This window comes from Pedobacter africanus, assembly GCF_040548825.1.
Classification (GTDB): Bacteria; Bacteroidota; Bacteroidia; order Sphingobacteriales; family Sphingobacteriaceae; genus Pedobacter; species Pedobacter africanus_A.
Genome location: NZ_JBEPSL010000002.1, coordinates 260,343 through 286,662, shown reverse-complemented (window position 1 = coordinate 286,662; position 26,320 = coordinate 260,343). Strand labels below are relative to the sequence as shown.

Below are 26,320 nucleotides of genomic sequence, written 5' to 3'. Positions count from 1 at the left end.
TGATGTGCTGTTTATTTTCCAAATATTTTCTCCATGGCCTTGTCTAAGGATTCTCCACGAACATTTTTTTCAATAATTCTACCTTCTTTGTCTACTACAACCAGGTAAGGGATACCACTGAACATATATGAAGCCATTACAGGCTTAGATTCTACAGCGTTGATCTGTGGCCAGGCCATGCGCTCTTCGTCCATTGCTTTTTTCCATGCTTCCGGTTTTGCATCCACGGATACAGAAAGAATTTCCAGACCCTTATCTTTATATTTTTTGTATACTTCTTTTATATGAGGGATTTCCTGACGGCAAGGACCGCACCATGAAGCCCAGAAATCGATGATCAGGTATTTGCCCCTGAAATCTTTAGGTCCCCATTTTTTACCATTTACATCCGGGAAAGCAAAATCTGGTGTTTTCTGCCCTTCAGCAAGTTTGGCTGCCTGTGCAATACCGTCCAGGATTTCTTTTTTTCTTTCTTTGGCCTGTTTCAGGTCAGGGAATTTTTTGGTCAAATTATCCAGGGTAGACATGATCAGTTCCTGATCTCTTTTGGTACTTAAGAAATTAAGTGCATACAATACTGAAGGTTGATCTTTGTATTTATTGACGAGGTATTTGATACGGAAGTCGCGGTCTTTACCGATACGGTCATAACCATCTTTCATGTACTCTATCCATTTAGGCTCTTTTGACTGACCAGCTTTGTACTGCTCCTGGCCTACAGCAATCATTTGCTGATAATCCAGGTATGCTACCAGGTTCACATCATTGATTACGTCATTCTCGGCAGATGTATTTTCCATATAAATATATGGAGGGTTTTTGATCTTCATTTTAGCGGTATCAATACCCCTTACGTTTACATGAATGTTGTCTTTATTGGCCCAGAAATCAATGCGGTCAAAATAATAAACACGTACCTGGTAAAAATCTGGTTTATCTGCAGGAACCTTAAATGAGAAATTGTTGTTGGCATCTAATTTTGCACTGTCTATTGCTTTAAATGCCCTTTTGAAACCCTCTCCTTCATATTTTCCCAGGTAAATAGGGTATTTGTTTTCTGTATCAGGAAACTTTACGTGACCGGTAAACGTCACTGTTTTTCCTTTTTGGGCAAAGCTGCTGCTTAGCATTAACAGGGCTGCAACAGCCAGTGTTAAACATTTTTTAATCATTGTTTTTAGTGTTATGTATATTTAAGTTAATTCTTAATCGTTCATGATAGGAGGGGTCATCTGGCCTTTTTTACCGGCCTCTTTCCTCAATTCCATGGCTTTGGCAGCCATGGCTTCAGCCTCTGCAGTTTTGCCCTGCTTTTTCAGGATTCGTTTTCTGAGGTCGGTGATCTGGATATTGCTGAAATCATTCGCAGTTTTTTGCAGCTCATTGGCCCATTTTTCTGCTGTAGCATAGTAATTTGCGGGTGCTGCGGTTACGACATCGTTGGCTGCGGTAATTACCAAATCGTTTCTGCGCGGGAAGCTGGCATCAGCCAGGATGGCCTCAACTTTAGCTGTAAATTTATCCCATTGTTTGGTGCCCGCAAATTCGATCAGGTCTAGCTGTGCCAGCAATGAAGCTGAGCTTTTTGATGGTCTAGCTGCCTGTAGTTTTCTGATGGCTGCGGTAATCTCTTTTGGCGCTTTCAGGTCAGCTTTTTTCTCGTAACTTCTTTTTACGGCGTATACCGACATCATGAAAGTCATGTCAAAATACTGGTTTACCTTACTGGCTTCGTATTTCTTTTCCAGCTCTGCTTTATTGGCATACAGGTAGGCAAAGGCTTGTGATGACGGGTTGTTCAGGTATTTCTGGACCAACTCCCAGTTACGTGCTTCCAGCAGTGAGGTTTTAGGCAAGCCGTCGAAATAGGTTTTTGCCACACTGCCCATTTTGTCTGATTCATATGCTTTTTCCAGTGCTTCAAGATAGGCAACTGTGGTAGCCTCAGAATGATCGCCGGCATTGAACTTTTTGGCCAGCCCGAACGCGGTGCTTTCTGGTTTTAATGCTTTACTGGATTCAGTAATGAATTCCTGGGCCGACATGCTGCCCACAATTTTATGTACTACTTCGCCATCACCGTTGATGAACAGGTAGGTAGGATAGGCTTTTACATCATATTTATCTTTTAATGCCGGGCCTTCGCCTTTTTCCATATCGTATTTAACGTTATAAAAGGTACCATTGAACAGGTCGGCAACGTCGTTTTTGGTAAACACGTCTTTGGCCATCATTTTACAAGGGCCGCACCAGGAGGTGTAGGCATCGAAGAAGATGATCTTGTTCTCTTTTTTGGCTGCGGCCAGCTGTGTTTTCCAATCGCCTTCCTTAAAAGTGATCTCGCGGTCCTGAGCAGATGCCGATAGGGCAAGGATGCAGGCAATTCCGGTGAATAGTTTTTTCATTTTGCTGTTAGTTATGGGTTTGCTAATTGGAGCGGAATTTAGCGTAAGCCCGGACCGGCAGGCGGCCCGGGGCTTATATTTTTATAATGGGTTTTGATCCAGGTTAGGGTTCATTAATATCTCTCCCGGAGGTAAAGGGTAAATCACAGTTTTTTCATTAGCCTGTACGGTTAAAGGAGTATTGGTTGAATAGTCGGTATAATTCCTCACCATTGGTAAACCATTCCTGAAATTGTCATAAGACGAATGACCTTCCCACGCCAGTTCCAGACGACGTTCATTTAATACCGCCTGAAAAACGGTCATGTTGGCTGCAGTTAGGGTCAAGGTTGTCCAGGCTGGTGCCAGGGCTCTTGTCCTAACCAGGTTCAGTGCAATCAGGGCATTGGTATTGTCACCCGATTTGGCCAGTGCTTCGGCTTTGTTCAGGTACATTTCTGCTAAACGAAGGTAAGGTGTAGCACTTCTGCTGTGTGCGCTGAAGTCGAAACCACCCGGAGGCGCGATTTGCTGAAAATTGTATTTGTTTACAGAATTCCGGCTTTTATCCGCAAGGGTAATCCGCTTGTCGTTTTCAACTGTAATGAATTTTAACCTCAAGTCTGCAGGATTTTGATTTAAAATGGCCATGTAATCTGGCGATGCTGCATACTCTCCCTGCCAGGTGGTACCAAATACATCGCGGGCGATTAAAAATTCATTGATGTTATTGCCATTGGCATCATCGTGTCTGAAAGCAAATATATATTCTTTATTGGTTTTGCCGTCTATGGCAAAGGAACTGCTGTACGCTGTGCCTTGCAATAAAGTATATTTATTGGCGCCGATCACTTTGTCTGCATATTCCACGGCCTTTGTATTGTACTCGTTTTGCGGAGCGGTTGGTGTGCCGCCCATGTACAGATACACGCGAGATAGAAGAGCCCATGCTGCCTCTTTACTAGCGTAGTTATTAGGGTTACCAGTGCGCGGCTGGTTCATCAATGTGGCAGCTTTTTCCAGATCGGAGATGATCTGAGCATATACTTCTTTAACGGTATTGCGTTTGGGCTGATAATTCTTATCTACCATGGAACTCAGCGATAGTGGTACCGCAAGGTTGGAAGCACTGTTGTCATAATAAGGACGACCATAAACCCTTACCAAATTGAAATAAGCCAATGCCCTCAGGAAATAATTTTCGCCTTTAAGCTGGTCATAAGCTGCACCTTTTCCGTCACTAATCGCATCAATAATTTTATTGGCACCGAATACAAGTCGATAGGACATTCTCCAGAATGAAGCTGTTGGCCCCTGACTTGGTGAATTGTTGTAGATATAAGCATCGTTCCTGGTTTGCGGAAAGGCTTGTACAATAGATAACAGGTTATTGCCTTTAAGCTCACTTAAATTAAACCAGTTCATGGAATATTGACTATCGCCAGCTGATTTGGTTACCATTAAGGCATAATTGCCATTTGTAGCGAGAGCCAGTCCGTCAAGTGTTTCCAGAAGTTCCTTATCAGATTTATCATTGAAAGGCCTGATGTTTTCGTCAATTGCTTTTTTGCAGCCAGATAATGTAAATGCTGCAAAACATATATATATGTATAGTATGTACTTTTTCATTGTCTGCTTCATTAAAATGTTAATTGTACGCCCAATAGATACTTTCGGCTGGCGCCATAGCCTGCGCTCACGCCATAATTGTTGGTATCGCCTGCAAGGTTACCTTCAGGATCAGATCCGTAGAAGGTTTTTTTGGTAAATACAAACAGGTTATCACCACTCAGGTAGATATTTGCACGTGTTAACTTGGCCTTGCTAATGATTTTTGCTGGCAAGGAGTAACTTAGTCTTGCATTACGCACACGGATGTGACTGGCATCCTCCCAGAATCTAGAGATAAACTGTTGGTCTACTCCGTCTGTACGGCTACGATAAATCATCGGATCTGTAGCCTTGTCACCTGGCTTTTCCCAAATCACCTGACCATTTCTTGGTTTTATTTGATTGTTTTTCAGTACATTGTTTCCTTCAGAAGAAAAATAAGTGCTTCGTGAATTGTTATAAACGAGGTAGTCGGCTGCGAAATTTAACAATACAGACAGCTCAAAGCCTTTGTAGCCAAAGGTGTTCACCATACCGCCATAGTATTTCGGGGTTGAGTTACCTACTATCTGAAACTGTGCAGCAGCGGCATCGCCGGTTAAACCTTTTGAAACTTCGTCGTAAGTATTTACAATTTTGCTGATATAAGTATTTGTAGCGGGATCCAATTCTAAACGCTCAAACTGTGGCTTACCTGTTTCGCTATCTACGCCCATCCATTTAAAGGCACGGATTGTACCAATATCATCTCCTTCTTTAAGAATTCCGAAGTAGCCGTTTTGAAGTCTGCCGTCGTAAAGTTTGGTAACTTTGTTTTTATTAAATGTAAGGTTGAAACCAGTTTCCCAGGTGAATTTTCCGGTCAGATTTCTGCTCGACAATACCAACTCTACACCATTGTTAACCATAGCACCAATGTTCTGATATTGGCTGGGCACACCCAATACCGAAGGGGTCGCTACTTTTTGAATCAGGTCTGTATTGTGTTTTCTATAGATATCGGCCGATACTGTAATCCTGTTGAACAAGCCTAAGTCAATACCTAAATTTCTTACATAGGCGCGTTCCCAGGTAATTTGTCGGTTTCCTAATTGGTTGATGATACCTGCAGGATCGCCTCCGTACTGGTAATTGAAATTGTAGAAACTTTCAGTCAGGAAATCTTCTCCTGCTACCTTACCACTCGTTCCGTAACTGGCCCTGATTTTTAAATTGGTGAGGTATTTATTGCCCTTCAGAAACTGCTCGTTACTGGCTAGCCATGCACCGCTTACAGAGTAAAAATGACCTGCTCTTTTGTCTATACCAAAATTGGTAGAGTAGTCCATCCTGTATGAAGCATTGGCGAAATAACGCTCATCATAGTTGTAGTTGCCTTCAGAAAATAACGAGTAGGAGGCTCTTACGTATTTTTCTCCAGCGAAGGACTTTCCGCTAAAGGTATTCCATACTTCTGCTGCTGCAGAAGGAACTTTAACACCTGTAGGCATGTTTTTTACTGCCAAGGCATTAAATTCAGAACCATTTTTATTGTATTCAAAACCTCCTAAGCCACCTACAGTATGCAAGCCAAATTGTTTGCGGGCGATGGCCAGGTTGGAAGTCATGAAAGAATAAGTATTTGTTTTACGTTGTGAAAGCCTTCCTTTATCTCCCGTACCGGCTATGGATAAGCGGTCTTCATAAGACTGATTGTCAATAATATTGGTATTGTAAGAGTTGTTGGATGAAAGGGTCAGCCAATCGAACATTTTATATTTAACTGAGAATACACCAAGTACTGTTTGGGTTTTGGTAATGTTGCTGTTGTAAGGCAAATCGTACAGGGGATTTTGAGAGATGTTGTTCAGTACATCCGTACCCAATATTTTTTTAGGGGTACCGTCTTCGTTATAAAGCGTGTACCAAGGCAATAACGAAAGTGGTCCGATTCCACCAACAGGGCTTCGGTTCCCTTTATCAAATATAGTGCTGATGTTAGCGTTGAGGCTCAATTTACTGGTAATGTTATGATCCAGATTTAGCTTAAAGCTATTTCTTAATAGGTCGTTGCCTTTTAGTGGGCCTTGTTCGTCATAACGGTTGGCTCCGAAATAATAACGTGTTTTTTCTGTACCACCTGACAGGCCTATATCTACGGTTTTCACCATGGCATCACGATATATGGCGTCATTCCAGTCCGTATAATTATTTAAAACTGAAGTGGGAGGTAAATATCTGGTCAGATAAGCTTCCTGTGTAAGGTTCTCGGGGTTTCTGGCAAAGGAATTCAGCAGCATTTTGCGTTGGTAATCATACAATTCCTGAGTGTTCATGAACTCGATTTTACCCATGTATCTTTTGCTTACACCAAAGGTGCTGTTGATATCCAGTTTAATGTTACCAGCAACGCCTTTTTTGGTAGTGATGACCAATACACCCTGGCTGGCACGTGAACCATAAATTGCTGTTGACGCTGCATCTTTTAATAAAGTGATGCTTTCTATGTCGGTTGAAGAAACGATGTCACTTGGATAGGCAACATCAGGATAAATGATTCCATCTACCACAATTAATGGGTTCAGGTTATTCGTGACACGTAGATTGCCTGTAACCGGTAAAGTACCCTGCCCGCGGACTACGAAAGAAGCTCTACTGTTTGGATCTCCTGATGGTTCGGTAATGTACATACCCGCAACTTTTCCTTTCAGTAAGGATATCAGGTTATTGGTGGTTACACCTTCCAGTTGCTTGGTATTAAAGGTTTGCAATGCCCCTGTAACTTCACTGGCCTTTTTGGTGCTATAACCCATTATCACTGCCTCCTGCAGCTGCGCAATGGCCACATTTAAACTAACGCTCATCTCGCTGTTGTCGTTATCAGACACCACCTTTTCAATGCGTTTACTCTCATAGCCAATAGAGCTGAAAACTATGCGGTAAGTGCCTGGGGCCAGATTTAAGGTGAAATAACCGTTTGCATCGGTGGTAGTCGCCATATTTGTACCGTCAACTCGTACAGATACCCCGGGTATTGGGGCCCGGCCATTTTCCGTTACCCTTCCGCGCACAGGTTTTTTTGCTTCCGGACTGCTATTCCTGTCGCCACCTGCGGGTTTTTCTTTAATGATAACCGTGTTGTTTACAATAACAAAGGTTAAAGGCTGGTTGCTTAGTGTTTGCTGTAAGGCCTGGTCTACCGTTGCATTTTTTAAGGAGAGGTTAATTTTAGAGGCGTTATTTCTGAGCAGGTCTATCTTATAGAAAAAAGAGTAACCGCTTTGTTGCTCAATTTTTTTAATGATACTTTCTATGCTTGCGTTTTTTTCACTCAAGCTGATGCGTTGGCTGAATGCTACTGCACTGGCCTGGAGACTGATGATTAGTAAGCATATAATTAATTTCATGACCCTTAATGCGTCTAAAATTTTATTCATATTTTTGTTTGGTTTAGTCGTGGCATACCGTTTCCCTTTTTTAAGAGATGCTTTTGCCCGATTGGGTTGATAATTGAATGTGGTCTATCCCGATTTCATTTTTTTATTTACCTGAAACTTAAGTCCGGGGGTGCTCGTAACACTTCCGGCTTTCTTTTTCAAGTAAAATCAGTTTTGTTATAATTTTACGATAAGCGTTCTCCCTTCTATTTTAAAGTTAATACCATTGATTTCAAATATCTTTTGCATGTCTGCCAGGCTGATATTCCTCGAGGCTGTAAAGTGAAAAAGTTCCGCTGTAGGTTTTTTCTCGAAACTTACGTCAACATTGTACCACCTGGAAAGCTGCCGCATGATGCTGCTCAGGTCTGCTTCATTAAACTGAAAGTCGCCATTTTTCCAGGCGATAGCCTCTTCGGTATCTACCTGGTAAACATTCAGGTCTTTACCTCGTAATGCAGATTGCTGACCTGGTAATAAGAATTTTTCTGCGCCTTTGGAAGACACTTTTACGCTGCCTTCCAGCAAAGTTGTTTTGGTTGCGCTTTCATCCGCATAACTGTTGACGTTAAAATGCGTGCCCAGCACCTGCACTTCCTGTTTATCGGTAGCTACAATAAATGGATGAGCCTTATCTTTAGCTACTTCGAAATAAGCTTCTCCTGTTAGCTCTACCCTGCGTTGTTTGCCATTAAATACAGCCGGGTATTTTAATGAGGATGCCGCATTCAGCCATATTTTTGTACCATCGGGCAGATTTACCTGGTACTGGCCGCCCCGTGGGGTAACGATGGTGTTGTAAGCCAGGCTGCCCTGATTTTGTTTTTTCTGATCCTTTGTAATGTCGTATACCAGTTGACCGTCCTGAGTTTTACGGATGGTGATCCCGGCCTGATTGGCGATCTCCCCTTCGGCAGTACTGTCCAGGGTAATTACTTTTCCGTCGGCCAGGGTCAAGGTAGCTTTATTTGTTCCCGGAGGAATATTGACAACTGTTGGGGTAGAGGGAATGACAGCGGGGGTTCTGGAGGTATAAAGGTAAATGGCCACGCTTAAAACCATTACGATGGATGCTGCTACGGCATAAGGGTACCATCCGATTTTTTTGACCATTGGTTTTGACTGCTGACCAAGTATGTTGTTAAGCATACCTTCCGGGTCATCCAAAGGCTGCAATTCTGCTGTATCTATTTTATTCCAGGTACCATCAAGCAAACCCGCAAGTTGAGGGTCGTTTGGGTTTGCTGCAATGATGGAAAGCAGCGCTGCACGTTCTTCTTTTGTGCAGGTGCCGTCAACATATCGCTGGTATAAATTTTCAAATTTAATATGCATAGGGTGGATGTTCTAAACTCCTTTTCTTATATAGACCCCCGGAAAAGCGGGTCGGAGTAATGGAAAAGAAAAAAAAGTTGATTAATTTATTTCAGCAAGGAGAGTCATGAGGATGACCAGCACTGCAATGTCGGTATGGGTGCTTACATAATTACGTAAAAAGCGAAGTGCATGCTGCATATGGGTTTTTACGGTAAGCTTGGAAATGTTCAGTCTTTCGGCGGCTTCTTCATATTTCAAGCCTTCCTGATGGCATAGCATGTATACCAGTTTCTGCTGGGCGGGGAGTTGCTCAATGCCCTGGTTCAGGATCTTTTCTGAATCTTTAAAGATGATGTACTCTTCGGTTTCGTTATGGGTTTCTGTATAGCCCGGGGCCATCATTTTGTTGGTCCTGACTTCCAGTGCCAGCCGGCGCAAAACTTTTAAGGTATGGTTACGCGTGAGTACACGGAGGTATGCATCCAGGTTTTCAATGCTGTTGAGCTGCTCGCCCAGGTTCCAGATTTTTACAAATACTTCCTGAGTAATTTCTTCAGACAGTGTTTCAGACTTTACAATTTTTAGGGCGTAGGTGTAAACCTTGGCGCTGAAGCGGTGAAAAAACATACTGAATGCCTTTTCATCTCCAGTAGAGATCTGGGAAAGGAGCGCTTTTTCTTCGTTAAAATCAGCTTCAGGGTTTAGTTGCATCATGTTGTGGCATAGACCTGCAGGGCCTATATGTGGTTCGCCACAGTAAAGGTAGAAAAATAACCGTTCTCCACAAAGTCCCGCGGATTTGAGGAGAACGGTTATTTTTTTAAGAGCGTAAAGGTTAATCGGCCTGAAGCAGCTGTTTTACCAGGTTGTCCAATGCATCGGCATTGGCCTGACCGCTACCCACAAATTTCTTTACAATACGGCCATCTTTGTTGATCAGTACTTTTGTTGGGTAAGCATTTACGCTATATAAGGCTGGTATAGCAGGTTTATTCGGCTCTCCCTTTTCTGCCAGTACATTTACCCAGGTCATCTGGTCCTGGTCCAGGGCTGCAGTCCATTTTTTATAGTTCTCCTCTGGTGTTCCCCTTTCGCTGGCTACGCCCAGAATTTCAAAGCCCTTGGCTTTGTATTCGGCATATAGTTTTCTGAGATGTGGATGGGTAGAACGGCAGGGAAAGCACCAGCTGCCCCAGAAATCGAGTAATACGAGTTTACCTTTAAGTGAGGAGAGGTTCACTTCTTTTCCATTTCTGTCTTTTAGCTTAAAGTCGGGAGCTTGTGTACCTAGGGCTGTTGTCCGGGCTTGTTCTATACGTTTGGCATAGGCCAATCCTTCGGTCGAAACCTTTATTGCAGGTTGCACCTGTTTGAACAGGGGTTCTATTTCTGAAGGTTCAAGAATGGTACGGGTATATTCGCCCAGTAATTCCAGGACTATACCCGACTGGGGGTGACTGAACAGATAAGCTTTTTTTACCGAATCGATCTGATCCTGTACCTTATAGCTTTTCTTTGTGTAAAGCGCAATTGCAATGCTGTCTTTGTTATCGTAAGCCTTGCGTCCTTCTTCATGGTAAATCCTGCTGCTGATTTTGTAATAAGGGTCGAGCATTTTCTGAAGTTCCTGCCGGTTGTCATCCGCTGCGGAACCTTTAACAATGGTACTGTTCAATGTACCGGTAGCATTGGCGCTTAGTTTTCCCTTATCGATGTAAAATTCGTGCGCATAATCTTTCAGGATCCGGGTTTGTTTATGGTATTGTTCTACGCTATCGGCCACCTTTAACTGGATTGTTGCTTTAACCGGGTAGGAGAGCACACCTTTAAAGGTATAGGCTCCATTGACCATTTTTGTGCTGTCGTTTATTTCCTTGCCATTTTGCCTGAACTTAAGGTAGATGGTGTTATCTACGGCGCGTTTGTGGTCTGCTACCTTACCGGTTAGGGTAAAAGGGCTGTTTTGTGCGGCTCCCAGTAGGGGAGCCAGCACAAGCGCAATGGGTAATATATTTATCTTTTTCATAGCTATCTTTTCTCTTTGTAGAACATATTTGTAATTTTTCCGAAGCCGGCGTAGGTTTTGGCAGGCGAGAGTGCGCCTGTAGCAGAAACATCGAATTCGTTTACTTTTCCTTCAGCACCATTGTAGGTTGCAATGTAAATTTTATCCAAGGTTCGTATTACCCTGTATTCCGTTTCATATTCCGGAACGCGGCTAACGGCAAACTGCATATCGGTCACCTGTTCATTTGCTCCAAACGTATATACCAGTCTGGAGGTGTTGGCCTTATAGTCGTAAAGCAATATGCGGTTGCCTGCAACATAATATATATGTGGCAGTTTTGTTGAACCAGCAAAGATGGTTGCCTGGCTCATTTCGGGTGAGGAGTTGATTTCGGTATAAGCAGCGGCAGCCTTTTGGGTAGCTATCGGGAATAGCTGATAAAAGTACATTTTTCCGGCTTCGTCTTTCATTAGCCAGTTGTAGTAGGCGTATTGGTTGGAGTAGCAGGCAAATACGCATTGTTTTTTAACTTTATTGGGGTCAAATGCTCCCGGACTCGTCATATCTGTACTATAGGTGTTGAACAAGCCTACGTTAAAGCCTGCGAACCATAAGAAACGACCGTTTTTCTGATCATAGGTGATTAAATAGGTTTGCGCAGGAATGTATTCTCTGCCACCTGATGTGGTACTGATGATGTAAGGGGCGAGTTCATAATCACCAAGCAAGGCCCCCTGAAAGGATGGGGCAACATCGCCGCCCGTTCCAAATTGCAGCTTTCCATTCACGATAGCAAAAATAGGATCTCCGCTGGCCATACCAGCGATGTCTGAAAGCTGTACCGGGCTTGCAGGGGGAGTTACCAGCAAACGGGAAAAGGGTCCGATTTCCTTATAACTTTCCGGGTCTATTTCCACTGTGTTTTTCCCCGGAGAGGAGATGAAGATAGATATAGGCTTTTGAATGTCTTCTCCGCGTTCATAATAGAAACCCACTAATTTACTTGCGGGTGTGCTGATGTGGCTGCCGTTATTTGCGTTACTATAAAGATTTTTATATATGGTTCCGTTTAATGTGATATGTGTAATATCTCCGCCAGCAGCTTGTTCATCCAAAACAAGCAAACCGCTGGCATACTTTGATGTGATCGTCATGTGAATTTGCTGGAATGCCGAAATCCCCGTGGCTGCATCTGTAACCACATATCTCAATGTATAGCCACCTGTTGGCGCAGTTATTTTTACATCCAGGTCTTTTTTATCCGAAAGTTCTACAGCGGGAGTATAATTATCGCCATACATGAACCAACGGTATTTATATGCCCCTTCTTTTACATTTCCCTGCTTAATTCCGGGAGATAATTTCAGGACTTCGTTGCTTAAAATTTCAATCTCCTTCCCGCCGTTCAAAGAATCAATTGTAAGTTCATTAATCGGCTTCAGCTCATAATTTCCTTTGTCTTTGCTGCAGCTGAGTAAGATCAGGCAAAGCACAAAAATACCCGTTATTGTTTTTATATGTTTTTTCATTAGGATTAAATTTTAGGGAAGGTTACCTGGTTACCTGTTTCATCTATCATTGGTCCGTGGGCCTGCTCATACTCATACAATGCTGTAACCAGCTTTGTATAGTAAACTTTCAACTCCGCAGAGGTTGGCGCATCGGGTCCGTATCTGGCCCTGTCGCCCCATACCGTTCTGCCGGTTACCTCAATAATGAATTTAAATTTGACAGCGCTGTAGTTCCCGAAGTAGTATTTAAACCAGCTACCCGAGCCGTCCCAGGTATCTGGCTTTAGCAATTGGTCGGTCAGTTTAATTAAATACCCCGGATTGTATGTGCTCATGGGCTCCCCGTTGTAAGTGTTATTTGTCTTTGTTTTAGCAATTACCAGGGGGAAGTCGGCATTAGGTACAATTTCCAGGTAAATGCGGAGCTGCTTGCTTTTAAGATCCGCAGTCCTTTTAAGCTGTATGGCCGCGGTGGCTGTCAGTTCGTTTGCTTTTACCCTGCTTTCCAATATCTGGAAATGTGTACCGGCAGTAGCTGTTGTTTTTGCAGCGTTGACAACTAAAGGTACATTACGGTCGACATTTGAAACCTCGCCTGATATTTTTATTGGGAGGTAAATGGTATCCAATGTGCGGGTGTCCGACTTTTCAGCAAAGGAATAGGCAATGCTGTCCCTTGAGCTGATCATCTTTTCTTTATCGATATAAATTCCCGGATTATTCTCATAAACCAGGTCCTTGCTACAAGACGTGATGCCAATACCCAATATAGTAATCAGGTATAAAAAATAGGGGCTTTTATGGTAGTTGAATATAGCTTTCATCTTTTAAATTTTATTTTCCGTTAATGGTTTATCTGTTGCCAAATTCAATCTCATCATCAGGCAATGGAAAGACGTAGGATTTTTCGGTCATGGCAACCGTTGAACGGGGTACAGGAAGGGTGCCCAGTCGTTTGTAATAAAAGAACAGCTGCCCCTCAGCATAAAACTCTTTGTTGTGTTCTTTTGCGATTTCCTGCATCCGGGTGGTCTCATTAAAAGGGGTGACGATTGCTTCAAGGCCTCTCTGCACCCGTATTTTATTGATGAGCTCAGCTGCTTCATTCAAATCAGAAGTAGCTTCCGCGGCAATGTAATACATTTCGGAGAGCCTGATCATCGGCATTTGATTGCTGACCTGTAGTATTGCATTATCCTGTTGCCAGAACTTGGTGGTATAGGAAACATTGTTAGTTGTGTTGACCAGATAGAGGTAACGGTAATCTGTTGAACCACCACTTGCTACATCAAAAAGTGTTCGCATTGTAGCCTGTGGCAGGTAAAGCGTTGTGGTCTGATAATTCTGGTTACCATCCAGCCGGAACCGGCGGTCTACCTGTGGCCTCAACAAAGGGATGTGTAATGCAAAAATATGCTCGGTAGAAAAGGTACGGTCCTGATTGGTGGTCAGGGTGAAAGTACTTCTGCTCACAAATGGGAATTTTCCGGAAGCAATTACTTCTTTTGCATATTTTGCTGCATTTACCTTATCACCTTTGTAGAGATAGATCCGGGCTTTTAAAGCCTTTGCAGCCCAGTAATTGAAATGATTGCGCGTATAACTGGTGAATTCGTCTACTCCTGTGCCACTGTTGTAGACGATGTCTTTGTACACTGATAGCAACTCTTCTGCCTGATCTAAATCTTCGAGACAGGCTGTAATGACTTGCGCGGTAGTGCTTAGGGGGGTAACCTGTTTGCCAAAGGCTTTGGTATAGGGTATGGCTTTCACATTCTGACCATTTACAGGTACGGGACCAAACATCCTGAGCAGGTCAAAATGCATGTAAGCCCTTAAACCTAAAGCTTCGCCTTTTACAAGATTGTAATGATTGCCTAAAAACACAGGTTTTGCCGCATCCACATGTGCCAGAATGTTATTGACTCCGCCGATTGCGGTATACATTTTTGACCAGATAGTTTTAATGCTGTCTTTTACTGCGGGATTGGTGTAATTGTATTTTGTCATTTCCAGCAGGAAATGACCGCTGGCCGTAGTCTGATAATTTTGTCCAAGCGCGCTGATCATGGTGGTGGTCATGTTACCTGCGTATAACCCGGGGCCCATTTGTACATAACTGCCTAAAATGGCCTGGTTAAACCCTGCTTCGGTGCTGAAAAGCTCATCTTGTTTAACCTGAGTCCCTGGTTTCACGTCCAGCCATTTTTTACAGGAGAGGGCTGTAAGGGTCAGGATACTAAATAATATATATAACGACTTTTTCATAAAGTTGTAATTTTAGATTAGAATATACTGGTCGATAGGTTAAGGGTAAACGATCTGGCGAAAGGATAATCGAGTCCGCGTTCCCTTTTTATACTAGATACCTGGAAGGGGTTAGCCACATAGAGTTCCAGCCTCGTATTGGATAAACGTGCTTGTTTTAACCAGGATAAGTTGTCGGAAAACTGGTAAGTGAAGGATATCCTTGAAGCTTCGATAATATATTCCTTCTGCACAAACCTGGAAGTAGGTAATGTGGTTTCTACCACTGGTTTTCCATCGGCACTGCCAATGATTCCTTTAAAGAAAGTATGGTCTCCTGGTTTTTTCCAGCGTTCTGTAGCTACTCTTCTGTCTACATTATATGTGATGTCAGCATTCTCAATCCTATCTACAAGGGTCTGGTTGTAAATGTTGGCGCCCAGCCTGTATGTCATATAGATATTGAAACCAAAACCTCTGTAATCAAAGCCTGTGCTTAATGTACCGGACACTTTGGGCCGGGTATCGCCTACTGCTACTTTATCCAGGGAATTCCATATGTACGTCGTGTTGCCGTTCCGATCAAGGAACATTTCCTGTCCATTCGCTGGATCAATTCCAAGACTTCTTACCGCAAAAATAGCGCTCAGTGACTGTCCTTCCTTGTAATAACTTTTAGGTTTGTTCCTATCCGGGTTGTTTATATCCTGATCTTCTTTGTCCGACTTTTCATTTAGTTTTTTCAGTGAATTGGATATTTTGGTGATGGTATTGGTATTGCCATATGCGGAAAGGCCTACCCTCCAGTACATATTGTCTTTTGGTTTCTGGATAAGCACAACATTTAAACTGCTTTGCCATCCAACATTTCTTAAAGCACCTGAATTCTCCTTGTAATAGCTGAAACCAAGAGATGGGGGAGTACTGATATCCAATATCAAAGCATTTGTTGTATTGTGATAGAAATCGGCAGCAAAGGAGATCCGATTGTTCCAGAAGGTAGCATCTACACCGATATTTCTCTTTATACTTTTTTGCCAACCCAGCGCGGTATTGCCATAACCCATCAGGTAAGCGCTCAACTGGTTCAGGTAAAACTGATTAGAAAAATAACTGTAAGTGCTTAGCGCCATGTAAGGATCAAAGTTCTGGTCTCCGGTTGTTCCTATAGATCCCCTGAGTTTAAGGAAATTAATCAGCCTGGTATTTTCAAGAAAATGCTCACGATGCATATTCCAGCCGGCACCTACTGACCAGAACGGGGCAATTGATTTATCTGCACCAAATTGCGAGGAAGCATCCATACTGACAGAGACATCAAGAAGATATTTATTGTCGTAAGCGTAGCTGCCGTTCATACGGCCGCTGATTAAACGGCTGATCCCCTGAGAACCGATGGGTTTTCCAGTATTTGCATCGTACTTGCTGGCAAAAATAATTTCCGCTACTTTTTCATTCGGGAAGCCTATGGCCGAAGTACTGTAGGTTTCTTCTTTGCCTTCATTGGCATTGACATTTCCGGTAAAAAACAAAAGATTTTTGTTCCAGGTTTTGCGAATGTCAAAGCCAAGGTTGGCATCCAGTAAATTTGTTTTTCCGCTGGTTTTCGTATAGCTGCCACGTTCATTTATGGCCAGTGATTCGAAAGCGGTATTCCTGGCCGATAAATATTTGTCTGACGAGGTATTGTTGTGGTTTAGACTAAAACCACCTATAATCCTGATCCATTTTTGCACAGACCATTCGAATTTAAAATTGTTGATAAAACCAAGTGATTCATTGAAGTCTTTACTCGGTAAGGCGGCATTGTAGAGTGGATTTGCATAATTGGAAAACATTGGGCCACCACCACTATTTCTTCTTTGCTGGCCTAAAAACTTCGCGAACTGACCATTTTCATCATAGGGAGACCAGTACTGATTAAGTTTAGAGTAGTCACTGAAGCTTCCATAGGGACTGTTTACTCCTTTAACGCGATTGATGCTTAAATCGTTGCTGAATAAGAGATTTGAAGTCCGGTAATTCAATGTTAGTCCGCCGCTCATTCTGTTGCGGCCTGAGCCTTTCATAACCGCAACGTCGTTAAGGCTGTTCAGGTTTACACCGTATCTTACTACCTGGTCGCCACCTTCGAAATAAAGCGAATGACTGTTGCCAAAACCTGTACGCAGGGGTTGCGAAAGCCAGTAGGTGTCTACACCCCTGGTTACGTCTTTTAAACGCTCATTATACTCTTCATCTCTAACCGTTTGCAGATATGGCCAGGTACCACTGTCTTTATAGAAGCCCACTTCTTTTTCGAAATCAAGTTTTTCCTTTGCATTCAGCAGATCGTAGCTGCTTAAATCAGGAGCGGTTACCGTAAGACCACCCCGGTAGGATATGGTAACCGAACCTTCTTTTGGCTGCCTGGTATCTATAACAATTACACCATTGCTGGCCCTCGATCCGTAAATAGAAGTTGCCGCTGCATCTTTAAGAATGGTAATCCGCTCCACACGGTTCATATCCAGGTCAAATATCCGCTCCAGGGAAACCTGGAAGCCATCAAGTACGAACAATGGTGCGTTTGGTTTATCTCCAAAAACATTTCGCAAACTTGCCGGATTGTTTGCTGTTTTATCGGCAAGGGGATTTCTATCCGGAAAATTATTCTGCCCTCTCAATTCTATATCAGGCAAACGATTCGGATCAGATCCAAGATTGATGTCTTCAGGTAGCCTGAAAGAGGGGTCGAGTATACCAATCGCAGCCAATATGTTGGAAGGGGCTACCCTTTTTAATTCCTGTGAAGTAATGGTTCTTGCGGAGCCTGTAAAGTTTTCTACCGGACGTTTATATATACCGGTTCTTACAACGACCTCATTCAGTGCATTGTTTTTGGTAACCAGCCTGACAATCATTTTTTTATCTTTTGCATCGATCTTCATGTCTTTCTGATCGTAACCGATAAAATTGAAGCGAAGTATCCTGACCGATTCAGGAATTTTAATAGCAAAATTGCCCTCCTTATTGGTATAGGTTTTCAGGTCGGTACCAACAGCTAATACTGTTGCGTTCTCGAGCGGAAGTTCACCATCTTCTGCCAGCACAGTTCCTTCTATAGTCCGTGTCTGTTGATTGATAAGGCGCTGCGTTTCCCTTACTATTGGCTTGATGATTATTGTTTTTTCTTCGATGGTATAACTAAGCGGTTGATTGTCAAAAGACAGCTTCAGGACCTCATTGAGGCTGGCTTTTTTTACATTGATCGTTACAGGGTTCGCATTTCTGATCAGCTTGGTGTCTCCAAAAAAATCATAGCCACTTTGTGTCCTGATCAGCCTGATGATCTTTTCAAGTGGTGCATTCCTTTCATTTAAAGTAATGATCTGACCTTTGCTGGCTGCACTAACCTGGAGTAAGCATATGGTGATTATGAGTGTGGTTAATTTCATAATACGCAATAATTGAGTAGATATATAGCCGCCGTTATCTGGCCTATATAGACAGTAAAATTTCATACATTTGTTTAGTTGGGTTGAGTTGAATATTGTTTCGAAGCGATATTTACCTAATGGTCAATCCAATTTTTCCGGGTTCCGATGCCCGTCGGAATCCGGCTTTTTAATTTCCCATTGTTTTGAAGTATAAGTTATTTCATCACAATGATCCTCCTTCCTTCTACTTTAAAATGAACCTCTCCGGATGATTCCAGAATTTTTAGCAAAGCAGATAAATTTTTGGAGCGCGATAAAATTCCAAGTGATGATGGCTTTTGTGGCTTGTCCTGATAGTAAACCTCCATGTCGTACCACCTGGCTATTTTACGCATAATGCTCTCCAGGTCTTCATCATCAAATACAAAGTTTCCATTTTTCCAGGCTATGGCCGCTTCTGTATCTACGTTTTCAACGTTGATCCTATTGCCTTTTAAGCTGGCTTGCTCGCCTGGTTTGAGGATTTCCGCCGCATTAAAGGCACTTATTTTCACAGAGCCTTCCAGGAGCGTGGTTTTTGCTATAGGCTCGTCGGCATAACTATTGACGTTGAAGTGTGTACCCAATACTTCGACTTCCTGTTTATCTGTAGCCACTATAAAAGGCCTGGTTTTATCTTTGGCGATTTCGAAATAAGCTTCACCGGTTAAACGGACCTTGCGCGAAGTCCCCTTGTTAAAAATGGAAGGAAATTTGAGTGAAGAAGCTGCATTAAGCCATACTTTGCTCCCATCCGGAAGGATGATCTGGTAAGTTCCGCCCCTCGGGGTTGCAGCAGTAAGCATAATTGTGCTGTCAATTTTGGGAGATGCCGCAGTTACTGCAGTACCGTCATTGTAAACCAATTTGCTGCCATCAACGGCTACTCCATTCTTTGCGTCGCTTAATGTTATGGTTTTGCCGTTGGCCAGTGTAAGGGTGGCGGTGTTTTTTCCTGGAGCAATGTCGTTAGCATAGTTCAAGAGAGCTCTCGTCGCCTCGCTTCCCTCGGGATGAGGAGCATTGTAGAACCAGATACCTAAAACAATTGCTGCCACTGCTGCGGCTATGGCTACAGACAGCTTTGTCCATAACCTGCTCTTTTTTGGTGCCGTTTGCTGCCCGATTACGCTCCACATTTCATCCTGAATATGGAGATATTCCTGGTCGGTAAGCTGTTCTTCTTTCAGGGTAGCCATTTTGATATACCAAAGCTGCAATAGGGCAAGCTCTGCCTTGCTGGCCTCACCTTTGTTATATTTTTCTAAAAGTAAGCGTACTTCTTCTTTATTCATATGTTTAACCGGCAATCATAATCCGGCCTGTTTGTAAGTATTACCCTTTACAAAAGGAAAAGTAGTAGATGAGATAAAAATAAATTTAACCTCTGCGGAGCAACATCATAAAAATCATTGCTTCAGGGGCATGAGGGGCCAGTTTATCTCTTAAAATTTTTAAGGCATTGCTCACCTGTTTTCTAACCGTATTGTCTGAAATGTCCAGTTGCTGTGCTATTTCATGGTAGGAAAGGTGCTCTTTACGGCTTAGTTCGAATACCTGTTTCATTTTAGCAGGGAGTTTATTGATTTCCATATCAATAAGTGCCTGTAGTTCCCGCTCGTCGTGGGGCTGACTGGCATCGAAACTCATTTCAGCTGTAAATTCTGCAAGCGATTGTAAATAATCGTCTTTCAGTTTTCCCTGCTGGATCAGCTTAAATACCCTGTTTTGTGCAGCGATATATAAATAACCTCCAAGTCTGGTATCTTCTTTAATGTTCCGGGCCTTAGTCCAAATGGTAATGAAGAGTTCCTGAACAAGATCTTTAGCTGCCTCCTGGTCCCGTAACATCTGATTTACCTGGTAGAACACTTTGGGCGAATGTCTTTTATAAATTTCATTAAAAGCCGCGTGATTGCCCTGTTTCATTAAGACAATCAGTTGTTGATCAGTAAATGATTCATAATTATTCATACAATCTTTACCCTCTTGAACTCGCAGAAGTTAGGATGTAAAACTGTCGATAATTTTTGAGATTCTAAAATGAGAGGTTAAATGATTGTTTAAAATGCGCCATACCCTTTAGGAGTATGGCGCAGATAACATGTATTGATTCTTTTTAAAATGTGAGTTAATTCTGAGGCATGTCAGGGTTGAAATTCAACACAGCAGCAGGTATTTTAAGCACGTATTTCGGGCTGTGTGGCTCCAATGTAGTGATGATTTCCCCTTTTGCATTTAAACGGTTTACTGCCGGCATCTTGTTTTCTGCATCCAGTTTGCGCATATCCATCCACCTCATGCCTTTAAAAGCCTGTTCAAACCTGCGTTCCAGTAAAACGCGTTGCAATACCACTTCCTTATCTGTGGATTGGAAGGGCTGATAAGCAGCCGTTGCGGTGCGGAATTTACGGATGTCGTTCATTTGGTCCAACGCCAGCTGCAGGTTATTCGCTCTTGCTGCGGCTTCAGCAATAATCAGTTTCATCTCCGCTACCGATGTGCCAAAACTGACAGCACTGCCATTTGGTGAAAACTGGCTTACCCCACGTACCGGGAAGGTAAAATCACCCAATTTTGTATAATACAGTTTTAAACGCAGGTCGTTTTTATCAAACAACTTAAGGAATTCCACTGTTGGAAAGACATTCGAAGCCGAATTTGTTCCGTACCGTGCATAGATCTCCTGTTTATTAATCGGCATGATTGGAACATCAGCTTTGGAAGCAAGCGGATTGTAGTCCATTAAACTGGTTCCCGGTTCTTTTAATGCCAGGTCTGCATATTTTGCAGCTTCAGTAAAATTGTTCATGTAATAATAAGTTCTGGCCAGAATGCTGTATGCGGCATTTACCGATCCCCTGAATTTGTTGGTGTTGTTGTTTGCAGGGAGTTCGGGAATAGCCGCATTGATGTCATCAATGATCTTTCCATAAATGAAACTCACCGGCGATCTTTCCGGGGTTTTGTTCATGATATCGGTTGAGGTAATGAAAGGAACTGCCAGGTCGGTATTGGCTGTTTCCTGATTATAAGTTTTGGCATACAGGTTAACCAGATACAGGTATTCAAAGGCCCTGCCTACCAATGCCTCTGCCTTTAGCTTTTTCTTTTCCTGTGCTGTGCCAGTACTTGCCTGTTCAACACTATTGATTACTGCGTTAAAGGCATAAATGTTCGCGTAATGTTTGCCCCATATTAACGGACTTTCACTTGCGGTTGGGTTAAGGTCGTTGGCCCACAGGTAACTGAACACTGTCGTGGTCCTGCTAAATGGATCTACGGTTGGAATATCTAAATCGTCAGACATCTGGTTGAGCAATTGTTCTCCACTGCTGGTCAGGTTCTGGCTGTTCAGGAGCAGGTCGTAATCTGTAATTGTTTTTAAGATGACTTTACCTTTTGGTTCTACCTCCAGGAATTTTCCGCAGGAAGTGAACAAAATTAATGCAGAGCAGATGAGCAAAGTGTTGTATATTCTGGTTTTCATGATCTGGGATTAAAAATTAGTGAATAAACCAATTGTAAATGTTGGCACCAGGTTTCTGCGGGTATAATCGCCTGTAGCTAAGCTATAGTTGTATTTATTGAATCCTTTGGTAAAGAGATTGGATGCCTGAGCTTTAACCTCAAAGTTTTTAAAGCCAAGTTGCTTAAATACCTGGTTATTGAACCTGTAGGAAAAGGTAACGTCTCTTAACAAGATGTAAGAACCATTTACAACATACTTGTCAGTGTTGTTATACACTGGAAAAAGTCTGACTCCATCCATATTTGAAAAGGAGTAAAAGCCCAGTACGTCTGTGTTTGCTTCATCGCCGGCATTTCTGAAATAGTTTTCAGCGCCTTCCTGCGGGCGGTTGGCAAATATGGATGGTCTTGGGATACGGGTTTTAAAACCGGTATATAGGTCTATCATTGCGTATATATAAAACGGGCCTATATCAAACCGGTTGCTGATACCCATAGTATAAGGAGGGATACCGTTGCCTGAATACGTTAAGTCGTTAAAGCCCTCGTCATTGGTATTTGCATAAAGTTCCTTGGCATTTCCGTTTTTATCGTATACTGTTGGAAGCCCCCTTTGGTTTAGGCCTGCAAACCGGAAACTAAACATAGAACCTACCGGATAACCTACAATATAGTTGTTTGCAGTTGAGCCATCTACATACTGATAGTTCAGTTTGAGGTTATTCTGGTACACGTTCAGAACTTTGCTCGTATTGTAGGCAAAAGCAATACCTGTATTCCAGTTGAAACCTTTGCGCTGCAGCCAGTCGCTGTTTAAACTGATTTCAAATCCTTTATTGTTTATCTTTGCAGAATTCAGCGTAGAAGAAGCTGCCCCTTTTGTAGGGTCGATTGCTGTGCTTCCCAATAAATCAGTGCTTCGTTTGCTGTAATAATCAATACTTCCAGATATGCGGTTAAACAGGGTAAAATCCAGACCTGTATTAAAGTTGTTGGTCTCTTCCCAACGCAGTGCGCTATTTTCCAGGCTCAGGATGTTTAAACCGGTTGAGGGAGGGGAGGTTCGCAGGTTTTGTGCATAATTGGCAATAATCTGAGGTAAACTGCTTTTTGATACGTTTCCGTTAAAGCCATCTGATATTCTGAGTTTTAATTTGTTTACCCATGGCACATCTTTCATAAAGTTTTCTCTGTCGACATTCCAGGCTAGACCGAAAGACCATAATGGTTTGTAGCGGTATCTTGGGTCGGTTCCGAAAAGGTTAGACTGGTCTATACGAATACTTCCGGAAGCGATATACTTCGACTTGTAACTATATACACCATTGAAGTAAGCTGACGCAAAACGATCATCGCTAAAGCTCTTTTGAAAAAGATCGGTATAGGAAAGTGGATTATTCGGGAAAAACTGATTGATCCAGTTGCCTGTAAGTATCTTGGTGTAATCTACAGGTTGCTGCAAAAGTGTTTGCTCGCTGTAACCAAAGTTTGCGTAGCCGTTTAATTCTGCTGTAACTCTGCGGATTTCAGCGCCGGTAATGATATTAATGGCGTGGTCCTCATTTAGCTTTTTATCGTAGTTTAACTGCGCACGTAGTGTGTAGCCCGAAGTATTGCCCACTTTGGTTTTATTGTAGCCTCCTTTAGGTAGGTTAAATTTAATGATACCATCGGTTACATCTGAGTACAGGTTAACAAACTGCCTGATTTCTGAGGAGTTTTCTGAAGCATAGTGCTTTGTGGTACTACTGCTGTATTCATAAACCCCACCCAGTTTTAATGTGAGGCCAGGTGCCATCTTATACAACAAATCGCCCACAACTTTGTTGGAAGTTAATTTGCCCTGATCGCTTACTTCATTGAGTTCCCTTAAAGGATAGTTCAAGTTGTCGTAATAGCCCCTTGCAATGATGCCGGGATTATACATCGGGTTGGTTGGCGAACCCGCAAAGGTTGCTTTGGGGTTTCCGTTCTCATCTTGAAAACGTTCAAATGAATAGAAATCTGTATAGCCAATTACCGGAACGCCATTTGTTTTTTTCTGCATGAAATCGGTAGTCAGCACAAAAGACAATTTATCGTTGAAATTATAGGTTCCACGTCCCGAAAGCAGAAAACGCTGGTCATTTGATTTGATCTTTGCATTCTGGTTCCTGGTAAAGTTGGATGAAACGTAATACAAGGCTTTGTCGCTACCACCAGAAAAATTAAAATCGTATTGCTGGGTAACCTTGTTTTGCTCAAAAAACCTGCTGTAATCCTTGCTGTTGTCGTATGCATATTGCTCGGACATTCTACGCTCCATTTCTTCCCGGCTGATCAATTTAGATTGAAAATCTATTATGGGTTCATTTCCGGCAGGATAGCGTTGTATGCTGTTGGTATAAAAATCTCGGGTCTGACTCCCGAATCTGTCATAAGAATCTATCTGGTAATTCATCTTGGCTGTAGTGGGTGCCAGTCGGTAAGTGGTATAATCCTCTTTCGGTGTTACACTAAGGGTACTCCTGAATTCGAATTTCGCATCTCCTTTTACCGCTTTTTTGCGTTCTACAATAATGACCCCATTAGAGGCCCTTACCCCATAGATGGCAGCAGCAGCCGCATCCTTTAAAACGGTTACCGATTCAATTTCATTTGGGTTGATGGCATCCAGGCTTAATTCTGTAGGATAGCCGTCTACTACCACCAGTGGTTGTTTGGTTGCCGAAATGGTAGAAATACCCCTGATCTGGAATAGTGAATTGCCTTCAAATTTTAAGTCGCCATTGATTAAAACTCCTGGCAGTTTGTTTTGAAGTCCCTGTAAAAAATTGTTCACAGTAATTGCTGATTCATAATCATCCTTGTTTATCGATGACGTAGAACCGGTCAGCTGTTCTGTTGGTATTTTCTGATATCCGGTAGATACAACCGCCACTTCATTCAATTCCCCCGTGTTGACCTCCAATCTGATAACCGGGTTCTCTTTCAGTGCTTTTGCAGTGATTTCCTTTGTCATATAGCCCACAAAATGGATCTGCAGGATTGCATTTTCATTGAGGTTTTCCAATAAAAACTCTCCATTGGAATTGCTTACCGCTCCTTTGTCAGAACCTTTGACTTTAATGGATGCACCCGGAAGTGGGTTGCCCTTTTCGTCCAGCACTTTGCCACGAATTTCTATTGCGGTAAAGAAATCGACCACTTTATCGAAAATGGAGGCCTGCTTGTGTTTGATCACTACGGTTTTGTCTTTTAAAGTGTAGGATAGGTCCTGATTGGCAAAACAAAGCTCAAGTGCCTGCGCAAGGCTTATCTCCTTTACGTTGATGCTTACCGGTTTAGCCGTTCTGATCAGTACGGTGTTTCCTATGAAATCGTATCCGCTTTGTGCTTGTATTTTGTTGATGACGGCCTCAAAACTTGCATTTTTCTCATTCAGCGTAATTTTCTGGGCAAAACTGCCTGCACTTACCTGAAGGAGGAAGCTGGTCATTAAGATGATGATTAGGTTTATCCTCATTATCCATTTATTTTTACATGCCCGGTAATTTGCAGGCATAAATTCTTTAAGGATATCAGCAGTTTGCTTTATCCCAAGATTAATATAAATCATATATTTGATTGTTTGGGTTTGGTTTGTTGACAATTGTTTAGCACGATTTTGATGGGTAAACTCAGGCATTTGCCGGGGGAGGGTCGGATCTCTCCTGGCTTTTTTAAGCACCCATATTTCCTGTTGGATAGCTGGTAGCTTTATTTCATAACTGTAATTCTCCTTCCTTCTATTTTAAAATGAACATTTCCAGTGTCTTCGATGAGTTGCAATACGGATGAAATATTTTTGTTGCGGGAAATGACGCCAATGAACGATATTTTTTGGGTATTGTCCTGAAAATCAACTTCCACATCATACCACCTGGATATTTTGCGCATGATACTCTCCAGGTCTTCGCCGGTAAATACAAAGCGCCCGTTTTTCCAGGCCATCGTTTGTCCGATATTAGCATTTTCAACAAACACACTATTATTTTTTAAATCAGCCTGTTGTCCCGGACTTAACAAATAGCTGGTATTAAATGCACTTACTTTTACAGAACCCTCCAATAGCGTAGTTTTTTGAACAGGTTCTTCTGTATAACTGTTGATATTAAAATGTGTACCTAAAACTTCCACTTCCTGCTTATCTGTTGTTACCATAAAAGGTCTGGTTTTATCTTTGGCCACTTCAAAATAAGCCTCGCCCGTTAAACTGACCTTTCTTGAGCCCTGTTTGTCAAAAGCCGAAGGGAATTTAACAGAGGAAGCTGCATTAAGCCATACTTTACTCCCATCAGAAAGGGTGATCTGATAAGTGCCACCTTTTGGGGTAGCTGCGGTAACAGTTTGTATGCCCTTGGCGGCACTGATGTTTGTACCGTCATTATAGGCCAGTTTCCCTTCGTTTATCGTTACGCCAGTCTTTGCAGTACTAAGATTGATTTTTTCTCCATTGGCAAGCGTGAGTGTCGCGGTGTTTTTGCCCGGTGCAATGTCATTGGCCAGCAGTTCTTTTCTTATCCCATGTTCACGTTGTTGTGCAGTATAGAACCAGATTCCGGCACTTACTGCGATAACTACAGCAGCTGCAACAGCTATTTTAGGCCATAAACTGAGCGTTTTAGGAGCCAAAGGCTTTGAAGGCATGTTAAGCCATATTTCCTTTTGCAAGCTGAGCAATTCTGCTTCTTCAAAAGTATGATCATCATTGTTCCATTGCAGGTACCAGCTTTCCAGCGCTGCTTTTTCTTCTTCGCTGCAGGTTCCTGCGTTGTACTTTTGGAGTAGTGCGGTTGCTTCTGTCTGGTCCATTGTTTAGCCTTAATGATGACCAATACGGCAATGGAGAGGCTAGGGGGGATACGAAATGAAAATA

At 42.6% G+C, this 26,320-nt stretch carries 16 protein-coding genes; all 16 read right to left on the bottom strand.

The features are described 5' to 3' along the window. Nucleotides 1-11: 11 nt before the first annotated feature. Nucleotides 12-1,172, bottom strand: coding sequence for a TlpA family protein disulfide reductase (locus tag ABIE26_RS11370; RefSeq protein WP_310142937.1), 1,161 nt, complete (start codon nucleotides 1,170-1,172; stop codon nucleotides 12-14). Between the two features lie 33 nt (nucleotides 1,173-1,205). Continuing rightward, nucleotides 1,206-2,405, bottom strand: a complete 1,200-nt coding sequence (locus tag ABIE26_RS11365) for a thioredoxin family protein (protein ID WP_310142940.1) — start codon at nucleotides 2,403-2,405, stop codon at nucleotides 1,206-1,208. Between the two features lie 81 nt (nucleotides 2,406-2,486). Further along, nucleotides 2,487-4,013, bottom strand: coding sequence for a RagB/SusD family nutrient uptake outer membrane protein (locus ABIE26_RS11360; protein ID WP_310142942.1), 1,527 nt, complete (start codon nucleotides 4,011-4,013; stop codon nucleotides 2,487-2,489). 11 nt (nucleotides 4,014-4,024) lie between these two features. Next, complete coding sequence (locus ABIE26_RS11355) at nucleotides 4,025-7,411, bottom strand: SusC/RagA family TonB-linked outer membrane protein (RefSeq protein WP_310142945.1); 3,387 nt, start codon at nucleotides 7,409-7,411, stop codon at nucleotides 4,025-4,027. A gap of 177 nt (nucleotides 7,412-7,588) precedes the next feature. Further along, nucleotides 7,589-8,746 carry a FecR family protein gene (locus ABIE26_RS11350; RefSeq protein WP_310142947.1) on the bottom strand — a complete coding sequence of 386 codons (1,158 nt, stop codon included), beginning with the start codon at nucleotides 8,744-8,746 and terminating at the stop codon, nucleotides 7,589-7,591. 81 nt (nucleotides 8,747-8,827) lie between these two features. Further along, nucleotides 8,828-9,442: an RNA polymerase sigma-70 factor gene (locus ABIE26_RS11345; protein ID WP_310142950.1), complete on the bottom strand. Its 615-nt coding sequence runs from the start codon at nucleotides 9,440-9,442 to the stop codon at nucleotides 8,828-8,830. A gap of 121 nt (nucleotides 9,443-9,563) precedes the next feature. Next, nucleotides 9,564-10,754 carry a TlpA disulfide reductase family protein gene (locus tag ABIE26_RS11340; protein WP_310142952.1) on the bottom strand — a complete coding sequence of 397 codons (1,191 nt, stop codon included), beginning with the start codon at nucleotides 10,752-10,754 and terminating at the stop codon, nucleotides 9,564-9,566. A gap of 2 nt (nucleotides 10,755-10,756) precedes the next feature. Then, nucleotides 10,757-12,265 carry a PKD-like family lipoprotein gene (locus ABIE26_RS11335; RefSeq protein WP_310142954.1) on the bottom strand — a complete coding sequence of 503 codons (1,509 nt, stop codon included), beginning with the start codon at nucleotides 12,263-12,265 and terminating at the stop codon, nucleotides 10,757-10,759. 5 nt (nucleotides 12,266-12,270) lie between these two features. Continuing rightward, a complete protein-coding gene (locus tag ABIE26_RS11330) occupies nucleotides 12,271-13,071 on the bottom strand; it encodes a DUF4843 domain-containing protein (RefSeq protein WP_310142957.1) in 801 nt (266 codons plus the stop codon). A gap of 28 nt (nucleotides 13,072-13,099) precedes the next feature. Further along, a complete protein-coding gene (locus ABIE26_RS11325) occupies nucleotides 13,100-14,515 on the bottom strand; it encodes a RagB/SusD family nutrient uptake outer membrane protein (RefSeq protein WP_310142959.1) in 1,416 nt (471 codons plus the stop codon). 17 nt (nucleotides 14,516-14,532) lie between these two features. Continuing rightward, a complete protein-coding gene (locus tag ABIE26_RS11320) occupies nucleotides 14,533-17,931 on the bottom strand; it encodes a SusC/RagA family TonB-linked outer membrane protein (RefSeq protein WP_310142961.1) in 3,399 nt (1,132 codons plus the stop codon). A gap of 197 nt (nucleotides 17,932-18,128) precedes the next feature. Next, a complete protein-coding gene (locus tag ABIE26_RS11315; protein ID WP_310142963.1) occupies nucleotides 18,129-19,247 on the bottom strand; it encodes a FecR family protein in 1,119 nt (372 codons plus the stop codon). 85 nt (nucleotides 19,248-19,332) lie between these two features. Then, a complete protein-coding gene (locus tag ABIE26_RS11310) occupies nucleotides 19,333-19,926 on the bottom strand; it encodes an RNA polymerase sigma factor (protein ID WP_310142965.1) in 594 nt (197 codons plus the stop codon). 157 nt (nucleotides 19,927-20,083) lie between these two features. Continuing rightward, nucleotides 20,084-21,442, bottom strand: coding sequence for a RagB/SusD family nutrient uptake outer membrane protein (locus ABIE26_RS11305; RefSeq protein ID WP_310142967.1), 1,359 nt, complete (start codon nucleotides 21,440-21,442; stop codon nucleotides 20,084-20,086). Between the two features lie 9 nt (nucleotides 21,443-21,451). Next, nucleotides 21,452-24,928: a SusC/RagA family TonB-linked outer membrane protein gene (locus tag ABIE26_RS11300; protein WP_310142970.1), complete on the bottom strand. Its 3,477-nt coding sequence runs from the start codon at nucleotides 24,926-24,928 to the stop codon at nucleotides 21,452-21,454. 233 nt (nucleotides 24,929-25,161) lie between these two features. Beyond that, nucleotides 25,162-26,256 carry a FecR family protein gene (locus ABIE26_RS11295; RefSeq protein WP_310142973.1) on the bottom strand — a complete coding sequence of 365 codons (1,095 nt, stop codon included), beginning with the start codon at nucleotides 26,254-26,256 and terminating at the stop codon, nucleotides 25,162-25,164. Nucleotides 26,257-26,320 lie beyond the last annotated feature (64 nt).